Here is a 12,398-nt window from a genome sequence, read left to right as displayed (position 1 = left end):
GGTTCATGCGTCAGTCCTAACCCAGATACGAATGGGTGCACAAGCTTAAGCTAAAGCCATAACTCACCCCCCGCTTTGTCTATCGCTACTCAAGAGAACCGATATGCTGAAGTCCGCTTTATCAACAAACTGACTCGAATCTGTCCCCTAAAATGTTGGAAATTTATGGAGGAGCGACCACAGTAGACATAGCCTATGAGCACAATCGGTCATGAGTCCGAGATAACTGTGTTGGGCCTGCCTGCGGACAAAGGCAGATGGCTGTTGATTCCTTTAGGTATGATCGTCTCGCTATGCCTGGGGACAGTCTATTCCTGGAGTATTTTTAGAAAACCGCTAGAAGCTGAACTAGACCTTACCGCGACTGAAAGCCTACTGCCCTACACCTTTGTATTGCTTTTTTATGCTGGATTCGTAGCGGTTGCAGGTTTTTTCATTCCGCGCATCGGTACCCGAACTACAACAGTGATTGGTGGCATTGTTTTAGGGTCAGGATATATCCTGGCAAGCTTTGTCGACCACGTTGCCATGCTCACCCTCACCTATGGTGTGATTGGCGGGACGGGAGTCGGCATCACCTATGGTGTGCCTATGATCGTAGCGTCGCGGTGGTTTCCTGATAGGAAAGGTCTGGCGGTGGGTTGGATGATCGGAGGGTTCGGACTGTCACCGCTAATTACAGCTCCCCTCGCCAATCACCTCATCAATACGTATACGGCTCGACCGACGCTAAGAATCTTAGGCATTGCTTTTATGGCAATTATTCTAGCGATCGCGATCGCCCTCAAATTGCCCCCACCCGGCTGGCAACCTCGGCAACAGATTACTCGCGCTACAACAATTCCAAACAAGTCTTATCCCAGCAGTCTCTTCAAAAGTCGGTCGTTTTATGGTTTGTGGATTTGCTATGTGATCGGCACCTTGGTGGGGTTAAGTGCCATTGGTATTTCCAGTCCTGTGGCGGAAGAAATCATCAATATTAATCCGACCTTGGCGGCCAACAGCATTTCGCTATTCGCCCTCTTCAATGGCTTCAGTCGTCCGCTGTTCGGGTGGTTGACTGATCGCTTCAAACCCCACTACGTTGCGATCGTCTCCTATACCTTGACGATCATCGCCTGTATTTTGATGTTTCATGCCCAATCAGGGCAAGTCGTTACCTACCTATTAGCCTTCTGCATTTTCTGGTTCTGTTTAGGCGGTTGGTTGGCCATGGCCCCAGCCACCACACTGCGTTTTTTCAACCCTGACCGATATGCGCAAAACTATGGCATTGTGTTTACGGCCTATGGGGTTGGTGCCCTGATAGGGACATTTGTTACGGGACGCATTCGAGATTTGTTCGGGTCCTACACGCAAGCGTTTTCCCCCATGGCTGGATTTGCAATCGTTGGCATTGTGATTGCGAGCCTCATGCTCAAACATGATCGAGCTGGCTGAAAACTTTTTTGCCCGTGAAGCCTACGCTCCCCGTCTTTCAGCTCTCTTGAGAACGGCATTAATACGTGATTTGCAGGCCATGGAAGAGTAAGACAGTGATAAAGAAATCAACAACGAATAAACCAACCCAGGTTGTTACCACAGCGGAAGTTGCCGATCGCCCTAATCCTTTACTACACGTCGTCGTTAGGCCCCAGGTACAACCTGCCAAAGCAATCATGGTCCCAAAAATCACCGCTTTTAACAAAACTGCAACCAAATCCATGGGCTCTAGAAGTGTTTGCACAGACTCTAGAAAAATAGCCCCCTGGACGTTGAAGAAAAAACTGGCAGCAAAAAGTCCGCCTACCACGCCCAGAACCAAACCTGTGACGGTCAGCACAGGCAACATCACACAGCAAGCAACGACTCTGGGAACGACAAGATAATCAATCGGATCAGTGCGGAGAACTTTAAGCGCGTCGATTTGCTCCGTAATTTTCATACTGCCAATTTCAGAAGCGAAGGCTGAACCAACCTGTCCCGCCAAGATGGCCGCAGTCAAAATGGGTGCAAGCTCCCGACAAAAACCCATGGCAAAGGCTCCACCTAAAGCACTAATGGCACCAAAACGGGCCATCTCGCGAGCAGTTTGAATTGAAAAGATCATCCCTGCAAACAGATTAGTCATCAGGACGGGCATGAGTGCGCCAGGACCTGCCATGACCATTTGTTCCATGACCTGATGACGTCGGACCCGGCCCCGCAAAATCCGCATAAGGACCTGTCCACCTAACAACACCGCCATCATGATGTGATAAGCACAAGACCGAGTTCGTATGTGAGTGTAGGGGGACAGCGATGTCGTTATCAGGGGGCGCTTCCTTGCCGCAGCATAGTTGTCAGGAGAGCTGAGCCGAAAAGGATTGATCATGAATGCACCGTTTCTTGCTTAAAGTGCCTTACTGAGTTGTCAGACGAACATCCAGAAAAAGCCCTGGAGGCGATCGCCCACATTCATCAGCGTCAGACTTCCGCATTAGCCCCCTGAATCCCTCAATACTAAGGGCACCCCAGACGTTAGATCTTCGAGATCACGGCTTGGAGTGTTGCAACCAAGATTGATTGCGTAAGTCTTGGCTTTTCTAACCTGCAGAACAAAACTCCATCAGCGATTGCCTATCAATCCCTTTGCTTTAAAGCGTTTTGTGCCGTTGCAAGGCTGAAAAGGAAAATAACATACTTCTTTAAGACGACCAGTGATCAGCATTTGTTCACAAGGGTGCCTGTAATCATCCTTCACACCATCTTGCTCTATCCGCCACCGAGATAGTCAACAAAGGAGGCCGTTAAAACTGACGGTCAGCAGCTTATCAGAGCGACGATCGCCAGCAGCGATTGAAGAGATCACACCAATGTATTGCAAATCAAGAAAAAGAAAGTACACTTATACTTATTAATTAGTACGTCTGTACTGAATCCTGATTTGACTTAACACTGTCTGGTGTGTCCTGATGAATAACTCCGAATTCAGCTCCATTCGCGAACAACTGCTCGCCCTTCAAAATGAGACCAATGCCCGCCATCAGACTCCTGCCCTCAGTGAAGACAGCGCGCGATCGCCGGACTTGCCTTTTGCTGGAATGGAGGGGAGTGCTGCACGGCAATCGCATCAGACTCATCAGACAGATATGGTGCAGGCGCTGCGGCAGCGATCGCCTCAGCCAACACCTCATTTGGAAACGCCAGAGGTCACCATACCGCCTAGCGTCAACAGTCATCTGGAGCGGCTCCGCAACGAAGCTGACCGGATCAATGACTTGTATCGACAGCAGGAACTAGCTATCCAAAAATTTCAACGGACGGCCAAGGCGCTCGACATCATTCTGCCGCGTCAGGCGCAAGGTAGCGGTTTAGCACGAGAGCAGTTCTGTGAGTTGAGAGACGCCGCCCTCACCAACGTAGTTCAAGATGAAAATGGGTGCTACGTCTTGATGGCGGTTGATATTGATCTGAATCTTGATGAGCATCAGGCCTCTCAAAATGCCGCAGAAATTCGCACCTATGGGCGGTCTCGTCCACAACGGCTAAGGCCAAACGTTCATGCTGTGCGATCGCTGATTGCAGAGCCTATGGCGGCGTTTGAAACTGTTTGGCAATCCGTTACCGCCACGTTAGAAAACCGATCGCCGCTGACCCCGCTACACATGCTGGCATGGTTTGGCGGTGGATTAATCAGTCGGGTGGCCTTAGACCTGGCTTTGTCGGCGACCCCTTGGCTTTGGCACTGGATTGTAGGAGCCATTGTAGGAGCTGTCGTGCTAGGGCTTTATCGGCTTTTATTTTCAGAACGTCCGGATTCAGCGTTCATCACTCGTCTCTTCTTAGCTTTGGTCGGGCTGTGGCTGGGGGGGCAGTTTTAAGTACGAGATGAGCCGCTGACTAATTGACAATGAGGGGCTTAGACCATTTCAGGTTTGTTGAAGTTTCTTTGAACTGTTCAGGATTGGATTTTGTCGTATTTTCTACGTTTTGATTTTATCGCTTAGGAGCTGAATGCTATGGTGAGTCAACCGTCTAGACCCTCTCAAGCCTCACCGATGAAGTCTTTGGTAGCAGGGGGTGTCATCATCGCCGCGACCCTAGTACTGGTCGATGTGCAAAACATGCGGTCGTGGTTATCGCGATCGCAAACCAGCGTTAATGAGAAGGCTTGTGAGGAGTTTGTGCAAACTGAGGCGACCCTCTCTCGTCAACAGCTTGCAGAACTGCTGACGATTCCCGAACGGGATTCTAAGGAACGTGTCCGCCAAGTTGTGGCTGAACCGTATTGCAGAATGGCCGGTTTATCTGTTCGAGCTGGGGTCAAAGCAGAACGAGAAGCCTATCCTTTGGAATTTGATCCCAAGACACAATTAGTCATCCTGTACGAAGACAATGAGTATGCTGGGTATCGATTTAATTTCGAATAGGCTGCGCCACTGTCTAGACAACTCTATTCAGGTTGCACTGGGAGAGCAGATGGGGTCGCTGAGAATCGGTTCAGTTGCTAGGTGGAGCCTGACAGTCGTGATGTGTATTGGCTTGGGAGTCACTTTGACCAGTTGCCGCGAAGAGGCGGTTGCATCATCTCGCTCGGTAGCGCTGGATCAATCTTGGGAACTCGATCTAGGTGATGTCATAGAGGGCTTCAAGATTGTTGCCGGGCTAGGCGATGTTTCGGTTCACCTGAGGGGCGCACGGGTGAGAGCACCCTTTGATGGCGAGGTTCAAACTGCCGCCAACGAGCAGAACTGCGTTTTTTTCTCATCACCTGAAGTCCCTGCCTATTTGTTTCGATTCTGCGGTATTAAACGACCGCGTATTGGACTGGTGGAGCGGGGAGAATCAATGGGATCTGCCGATTATCTTCATTTCGCCACCCTGCGGCGGCAACCTGAGGGAACATGGGCGATTGTTGAACCCTCGACCTATGTGCTAGAGCGATCGCTTGAACGCTATTGACTGGCTGTCTCGTTTCGTCTTATGACCGCTTCTACTCGGCCAATCTTGAGTGGTTTAGAGCTGGCTGATGCTCCATTTGAAAGTCCATTGGACTCTCGTTACTGTCTTCGACGTGTTGCTGTCTCAAAAACTGGTTTGCCCCATCGACCTCATTTCTTTCATCCGCTAACTTTGCCATGAAACCCTCCAAAGTCCTATTAACCCTTGGAACCCTAGCATTCACGGTAGGCCTTGGTACCACAGCTAGAGCCGAAGATGAAATTGCGCTTTCGTTTGATCTGGAACCTGCTGGTAGCGATGACATCACAGAGGATGCTGCTGAAGCACAAACTATCGATGTCTCTGTGGTTGAGGTGGATCCGGAGGCTCCGCTAGCAATACCAGCAGGTGCCGAAAATCCGCCTATTTCTAGCGAAACGACACGGCCCAACGGCGTCTACGGTGGGCTTGATGCTTTGGCACTGGGCGCTACTCAGTCGGTGCAAGAGCTGCTACCCGCACCGCCGCCAACTCCAGTTCAGATAGCGGGCAACTTTCCCAAAATTCCTCAAGCCCCCGAGGCTGATTTGGAAGAAAACGCGCCTCAGGAAGCGATCGACGATACGCTAGCGTTCAATTTGGAGCTTGACTTTGGTGCAGAAACTGAGGCAGCTGAAACGATTGCCGACGTTGCTCCTAGCTTGAACTCATCCGACTCGGTTAGTAAATCACACGTTCGGAATGACGCTTTAACAGCATCAGTCGATAGTACTTGGAGCAGTGTTCAAACGCTGTTTGACGGCGGGACCGATTCCTTGGTAGCTCGCGCTGTGGGCAGTGCCGAAGGAACACGGACTCCAGAGGGACACAAAACCCCTGCTTACTTTGGCCACGTCGATCCAGGGAATGGCGTATGGAATCTGGGGACGTTCTCCTATCAGCACGGTGCTCAAAACCCTGAAGAAGCCGACGACAAGCAAATGCGGCGACTACAGCGACAAACGGAAGTGTTGCAGCGTAAGGCCCAGACTAAAGGGCTAGAGCTTTCTGACGAGGAGCTTTTGAACGGCATCGATCTGGCCAACCAAGCACCCCTGGCTGCGTTAGATCGGGGTGGCTATATCGATTGGCTTAAAGAAGCCCAAGCTCTGGGTATGGAGGGATCAGAAGCCATTATTTGGGCCCGCACGCGATCGTTTATCGATCCGGATACTCAACGGTGGAATGCGCCTGGTTTAGGGAACAACATTTACTCCATCCACAGCGATCAGGAACGACGGGCTCATGCGATCACCCGCGCTATCTCAGCAACTAGCCCGATCAGTCGTTCTGCCCAAGTCGCAGACACCCGTGAGGTAGCCATCCAAGAAGTGCTTCAGCCGATGATGCAGGGAACGACTGAAGCATTAGAAAACTCTGATGATGTAGCCCTCAATTTCTTGTTTGGAGAGCCGGCGCCCGCCGCTAGTCAGCCGCCCGCGATCGTTCAGCAGGAAGCTCCGTCAGTATCATCAGCACCTCAGCCGCCTTCTTCCCAACCGCCTTCTGAAGGTGAACAGCTGCCAGCATTGAAGCAATCAGAACTGCCAGACACGATTGCTGATGCAGAAAGTTCCTTGTTGACAGCTACCTCAGACCCCAGGGAAAAGGGTATGATTCCCCAACCTCCAGCGGCAAGCGAGGGACTAGAACCTGCTTCAAATCAGCCTTTCAAGACAACACCTGAACCGTGGTCAGAAGCGGCTTCGGCAGATGTGGAGCAGTTGAATCATTCTCCCCAACCCGAAGACGTTGAGCCATTATCAGCCAACCGGGTTGAGTTTCCTCAGACTGCAACCAGCACAGTGACGGCGGATCAGGATGCTTTGATCGACATGACGGATGATGTGCTGGCAATCCCATCTGAGCATGATCAAAAGCCGGTCAGCGACTTAACAGAACCAACAGCGGCCTTTTCTGAGCCATTTGTTTCTTATCCTTCAGACGACAATATCTCTGGGAATGACGAAGATAGTAAGTCAACTTATAAGGAGCGCAAGCAAGAGACCTCTGCTCGTGAACCCAGATTGAGCCAAGATATGATTTCAGGCGCGCTCAAAGAACTGGACACTATCCAGCAAGATCTGCGCAAGCGTTGAATTCTAGCTTAAGGCACTGAGGCTAGAGCATCCAGTGGTATCTGGGTAGCGATCGCCAAATGGCTCGCTATCTTGTCCTACCAGAACTGATAACAGCCATCGAGTGCAACAGAGAACCCCAACGAGATCCTACGCTCTCGTTGGGGTTCTCATTTTGTAGGCAGATCGCTTTTGGACTTATTCCTGGAGATCAGCCATGTTGAAAATGAATGGAACGCTTGAGGATTGTCCGCCGGTTACCAATACACGAGGCATTTGTGCGCCGCCCTCTTTCCAGGCTTCGATCGCCTCTTTCTGCAAAACAAGTTCACCCCCTTGAGCTTTCAAGGTTTCAGCTAACAGTCTCTGAGCTTCAGCCCGACCTTTTGCTCGGTTAACTTCAGCCTGAGCTTCCTGTTCCGCTTCCTGGGCGACATACACGGCTCGACGTGCACGCTGTTCAGCAATCTGCTTTTCTTCCACAGCCCGAGCAAACTCTGGCGAAAACTGAAGGTCAACAACGCTGGTATCGAGTACGATGATGCCGTACTTATCAAGTCGGGCACCCAGTGCCTCATCAAAATCCTCCTTTAGATCTTCTCGCTTGGTAATGGCCTCTTCGACTGTTCGCCGAGCCGCAGCAATTTTGAAGGATTCTTGAGTTTGGGGCGCGATGATTTTAGACACAATGTTTGCCAAGGTGCCTTGAGTCCGGCGAACGGTGACGACCTCGCTGGGATCTAGGCGAAAGTTAATAGCAAAACGGGCAGACAGATCTTGCAAATCCTTGGTGGAGCTTTGAGCCGGAACTTCAAACTTCTGCACGGTGACATCGTACACATCCACCACCGAAACAACGGGTGGCTTGAAGTGAACACCTTCTAGCAATGCCCCATCTTGTGCCTTACCCAAAACACTGAGTACGCCTGCCTGACCAGGGTTTATGATGACAAAACTACTAGAGGCAACTGCAAACAGCGCCAGCGCTACAAAGGCTAGTGCAACCGGTTGCCAACCGAGCGATTGAGATTTCAAGGGAGTCTCCTGGGATGATTTCAACAAACGGGATCTATTGTAAGGAGGGTTAGCGACCAGTATCACTGGACGTAAGGATTCCTCAATCTATTCCTGATACCATAATGCATCGGGGATTGCCGAGTAGCGCTCAAACTCTTCTGTTACGCCCGTTATGCGATCGCCAATTGCGTTAGGACAAAACGGCGAGTCACCTGACATAAGTAGACTTCTGACAATAAAGCTACTTGGCTATGGTGCATTACGCTGCGCTAATGACACCTTACCAGCGGTCAATTCTCTTCTGGAGATCCCCTAAGCTCAGCATCGGATGCTGTTGGGTACAAAATCCCAAATAGCCAAAGCTATAGCGGCATGCACTTGCATCAAGCACACCCCATGTCCTCTTCCCTATTCCCTGCTCTCTTAAGACACTGAGATGGACTTGACCTATCTGCACAGGGCTATATATCTTCTTATTCCAAACTCAGACTAGCTAATATTGTCAATCGTGCCACCCCGATCGCGCTTAGCCGCTCGTTCCATTAAAAGATCGTGAGTATTGCGAACATCCCCGTCTTCTCCTGGCGATCGCTGGGTGAAGTTGCCGTCTTCACCCAGTTCCCAAGCCTGCCGATTGTCCGTCAGCATGATATCTAAGATATCTTTCAGTTCCTGAATGGCTGCGGGTTCGAGTACTGGCGTTACTGCCTCTACCCGTCGATCTAAATTGCGCGGCATCCAGTCTGCACTCCCCGCATAGAATTCTTCGTCTCCATCGTTAGCAAAGTAGAAAATACGGGCGTGTTCGAGGTAGCGGCCAATGATACTGATGACGCGAATGCGATCGCTTATCCCTGCCACGCCAGGTCGCAAGCAGCAGATACCGCGTATGATCAAATCGATTTCAACTCCAACCTGCGATGCTCGATAAAGCGCCTGAATCATATTCTGATCCACGAGAGAATTCATCTTGGCGATAATGCGTCCCTCCTTACCCGCTACGACATGCTGAATTTCCCGTTCAATCAGCTTGACCATGCCCTGTCGTAGAGTAAGCGGCGCAACCAGCAGCTTGCGATAATTGGTTTGTCGAGAATAACCCGTCAAAAAGTTGAAGAGATCCGTTAAGTCTGCCCCCAAGGCCTCTCGACAGCTGAGGAGACCCAGATCAGTATAGAGTTTGGACGTTTTGGGATTGTAGTTGCCCGTCCCAATGTGGACATAGCGGCGAATGCGATCGCCCTCTCGCCGTACTACTAGGGTCGTCTTAGTATGCGTTTTGAGACCAACAACGCCATACACTACATGGACCCCAGCATCCTCTAACTTGCGCGCCCAGATAATATTGTTTTGCTCATCAAAGCGAGCCTTGAGTTCAACTAAAGCGACAACTTGCTTCCCGTTTTCTGCTGCCGCAATCAGCGACTGCACGATAGGCGAATCTCCTGATGTGCGATAGAGCGTTATCTTGATGGTCAGAACATGTGGGTCGTGAGCTGCGTGGGCAATGAACAGTTGCACTGAAGACGCAAAGGATTCATAGGGATGATGGAGCAAGATATCTGCCCCTCGAATAGCGTTGAAGATGCTTTTTTCGCCTCGTTCGACGTCCTTTAAACGGGGAGGAACAACCGCCTTCCAAGGAGCATCTTTCAGATGAGGCAGCGGCATCGATAGGAAGAAGAATAAGTCCTTTAGATTAAGGACGCCCTGCAATTCATAAATGTCGGCCTGATTGACGTTCAGTTCTTGCATCAATCCTTGACGCAGTTCCTCGGGCATCGATTCTTCTACTTCCAAGCGGCAAACAAATCCATCTAAACGCCGTTTGCTGATTTCTTCTTCAATCGCAACTAGCAGATCATCGGCATCATCCTCGCGAATCGTGAAGTCGGCGTTGCGCGTAATACGAAACAGATACCGACCAGAGATTTCCATGCCTGGGAAAAGGTAATTCAGGTTGTTGGCAATGATCTCTTCTAAGGTTGTCCCTATCCAAACCGGGTCAGCGCCCCCTACTTTGGACAGCTCTTCGGGCAAGCCAATAAAACGCGGTAGGTTATTCGGGACTTTGATGCGAGCAAACTTTTGGATCTCCGTTTCTGGATCAGTGACTGCGGCGGCCAAGTTCAAGCTGAGATTGGAGAGCCGTGGGAATGGATGGGCAGGGTCAACGCTCAAAGGCGTGAGTACAGGAAAAATTTGACTTTCAAAATAATGCTGTAGGTAGTCTTTTTGGGCGTCATTGAACTGGTCGTAATTCAACAGAAAGATATCGTGATCTTTGAGTTGAGGTCGTAACTCCTCCTGGAATAAGGAATGCTGCTGTCGCAGTTGAGGCTTGACGTGCTTCCGTACTGCCTGAATGGCTTCACCGGGAGTCAGTCCATCTATCGTTTGTGACTGAACCCCCTCACTCACCTGGTCCATCAGACCAGAAACCCGCACCATAAAGAATTCGTCTAGGTTAGAGCTATAAATCGCGATGAATTTGAGTCGCTCCAAAAAGGGAGTTCGTGGATCGATCGCTTCGTGCAGAACGCGATCGTTAAATTTCAACCAGCTCAATTCTCGATTGAAGTAATACTGAGGATCGCTCAGCTCCTTGCTTGAAGACACTGGAGTCATCACGCTTTATTCCAATTTCACTTTGACCTTATAACACTAAGTCGACAAAGTAATCGTCTGCTTAAGGGCCCAGTGAGCGAAGGGCAGGAAAGTCCCGAAACTTGCGAGAGGCGATCGCTAAGAAGTAGCACGTTCAGTGATAATGTGTTAGATGGCGCTGCGAAAACCTAATGTTGTCTTTAGAAAGCGGCCAGAACAGCTGATCACAGAGTATAGACGCAAGCATGGTCACCACTGCAGAGAAAACTAATATCGGCTACATCGTACAGGTCGTCGGTCCTGTCGTTGACGTTGAATTTAAGGGCGGAAGCTTACCTGAAATTTATAACGCTCTAGTTATCGCGGGAACTAATCCCGCTGGGCAAGACGTTTCTGTTACCTGTGAAGTGCAACAGCTCCTTGGAGATTCCAAAGTTCGTTCGGTTGCAATGAGCGGTACTGATGGTTTGGTCCGCGGCATGGAAGTCACAGACACTGGCGCACCGATTAGTGTTCCTGTTGGCGGTGCGACGCTAGGTCGTATCTTCAACGTTCTGGGCGAACCCATCGATGAAAAAGGTCCTGTTTCGAACGACGAAACGTCTCCTATTCACCGTGAGGCCCCTTCTCTCACAGAGTTGGAGACAAAACCTGCTGTATTTGAAACGGGTATCAAAGTTATTGACTTGCTGGCTCCCTATCGTCGGGGTGGAAAAACAGGTCTGTTTGGCGGTGCCGGCGTTGGTAAAACCGTATTGATTCAGGAGTTAATCAACAACATCGCCAAAGAGCACGGCGGCGTGTCGGTGTTTGGTGGCGTGGGTGAGCGAACTCGCGAAGGTAACGACCTCTATAACGAATTTATTGAGTCAGGCGTTATCAACAGCGAAGACTTGAGTCAATCCAAGGTGGCACTAGTTTATGGCCAAATGAATGAGCCTCCTGGTGCACGGATGCGGGTTGGCCTATCAGCGCTGACGATGGCTGAGTACTTCCGGGATGTGAATAAGCAGGACGTGCTCCTGTTCATCGATAACATTTTTAGATTCGTACAGGCCGGTTCTGAGGTCTCTGCACTGCTGGGACGGATGCCTTCTGCGGTAGGCTACCAGCCCACCTTGGGAACGGATATGGGTGACCTGCAAGAGCGCATTACCTCGACGTTGGAAGGATCCATCACGTCTATTCAAGCCGTCTACGTTCCGGCAGACGACTTAACTGACCCTGCTCCAGCAACAACCTTTGCTCACTTGGATGCCACGACCGTACTGTCTCGTGCCCTCGCTTCTAAGGGGATTTATCCTGCGGTTGATCCGCTGGATTCAACCTCAACCATGCTACAGCCGGCTGTTGTAGGAGATGAGCACTACGACACGGCACGTGCTGTGCAGTCTACCCTACAGCGCTATAAGGAATTGCAGGACATCATTGCCATTCTGGGCCTGGACGAATTGTCTGAAGACGATCGCTTGACGGTAGCACGGGCACGCAAGATCGAGAAATTCTTGTCTCAGCCTTTCTTCGTGGCGGAAATCTTCACCGGCATGCCTGGGCAGTATGTCTCTCTGGCAGATAACATCAAAGGCTTCCAGATGATTCTCAATGGTGATCTGGACGACATTCCTGAGCAGGCATTCTACCTCAAGGGCAACATGGACATGGTGCTCAAAGCGGCTGAAGAGATGAAGTCCTAATGGGATGGAAGGGTCGGCTTCTGTCTTGGAAGCCGACGCTAGTTTTAATGCAACACTTATC

At 50.5% G+C, this 12,398-nt stretch carries 10 protein-coding genes; 6 read left to right on the top strand and 4 right to left on the bottom strand.

What is annotated here, in order from left to right:
- Window positions 1–195: 195 nt before the first annotated feature.
- A complete protein-coding gene (locus tag PN498_RS18410; RefSeq protein WP_272064613.1) occupies window positions 196–1,440 on the top strand; it encodes an L-lactate MFS transporter in 1,245 nt (414 codons plus the stop codon).
- 58 nt (window positions 1,441–1,498) lie between these two features.
- Here PN498_RS18410 and PN498_RS18405 read toward each other — a convergent pair whose 3' ends face one another.
- Complete coding sequence (locus PN498_RS18405; RefSeq protein ID WP_272064612.1) at window positions 1,499–2,353, bottom strand: MlaE family lipid ABC transporter permease subunit; 855 nt, start codon at window positions 2,351–2,353, stop codon at window positions 1,499–1,501.
- A 580-nt stretch (window positions 2,354–2,933) separates the two neighbouring features.
- Between PN498_RS18405 and PN498_RS18400 the strand changes: the two genes are divergently transcribed.
- From PN498_RS18400 to PN498_RS18390, 3 genes are all read left to right on the top strand, one after another.
- Window positions 2,934–3,842 carry a hypothetical protein gene (locus PN498_RS18400; RefSeq protein ID WP_272064610.1) on the top strand — a complete coding sequence of 303 codons (909 nt, stop codon included), beginning with the start codon at window positions 2,934–2,936 and terminating at the stop codon, window positions 3,840–3,842.
- A gap of 138 nt (window positions 3,843–3,980) precedes the next feature.
- The gene (locus PN498_RS18395) at window positions 3,981–4,391 is read left to right on the top strand and encodes a hypothetical protein (protein ID WP_272064609.1); all 411 of its coding nucleotides are present in this window, start codon (window positions 3,981–3,983) and stop codon (window positions 4,389–4,391) included.
- Entirely contained in the window at window positions 4,357–4,923 is a 567-nt protein-coding gene (locus tag PN498_RS18390; protein WP_272064608.1) for a hypothetical protein, read from the top strand. The genes PN498_RS18395 and PN498_RS18390 overlap by 35 nt, the downstream gene beginning before the upstream one ends.
- 31 nt (window positions 4,924–4,954) lie before the next feature.
- Here the strand turns inward: PN498_RS18390 and PN498_RS18385 are convergent, their stop codons facing one another.
- Entirely contained in the window at window positions 4,955–5,101 is a 147-nt protein-coding gene (locus PN498_RS18385; protein ID WP_272064607.1) for a hypothetical protein, read from the bottom strand.
- On the opposite strand from PN498_RS18385, the gene PN498_RS18380 reads away from it, so the two are divergent.
- Entirely contained in the window at window positions 5,100–7,040 is a 1,941-nt protein-coding gene (locus PN498_RS18380) for a hypothetical protein (protein WP_272064606.1), read from the top strand. The two genes, PN498_RS18385 and PN498_RS18380, sit on opposite strands and share 2 nt — an antisense overlap.
- A gap of 177 nt (window positions 7,041–7,217) precedes the next feature.
- Here PN498_RS18380 and PN498_RS18375 read toward each other — a convergent pair whose 3' ends face one another.
- Together PN498_RS18375 and ppk1 are read right to left on the bottom strand one after the other, a co-directional pair.
- Window positions 7,218–8,003, bottom strand: a complete 786-nt coding sequence (locus PN498_RS18375; protein ID WP_272064711.1) for a prohibitin family protein — start codon at window positions 8,001–8,003, stop codon at window positions 7,218–7,220.
- A 522-nt stretch (window positions 8,004–8,525) separates the two neighbouring features.
- Complete coding sequence (ppk1, locus tag PN498_RS18370; RefSeq protein ID WP_272064605.1) at window positions 8,526–10,664, bottom strand: polyphosphate kinase 1; 2,139 nt, start codon at window positions 10,662–10,664, stop codon at window positions 8,526–8,528.
- Window positions 10,665–10,888: 224 nt separating this feature from the next.
- On the opposite strand from ppk1, the gene atpD reads away from it, so the two are divergent.
- Window positions 10,889–12,337 carry a F0F1 ATP synthase subunit beta gene (gene atpD, locus PN498_RS18365; RefSeq protein WP_272064604.1) on the top strand — a complete coding sequence of 483 codons (1,449 nt, stop codon included), beginning with the start codon at window positions 10,889–10,891 and terminating at the stop codon, window positions 12,335–12,337.
- Window positions 12,338–12,398: the final 61 nt, after the last annotated feature.

The sequence above is a fragment of the Oscillatoria sp. CS-180 genome (assembly GCF_028330965.1).
Classification (GTDB): Bacteria; Cyanobacteriota; Cyanobacteriia; order Phormidesmidales; family Phormidesmidaceae; genus Halomicronema.
Note: the sequence above shows the minus strand (reverse complement) of the source record. Positions and strands in the feature narration are given on the sequence as shown.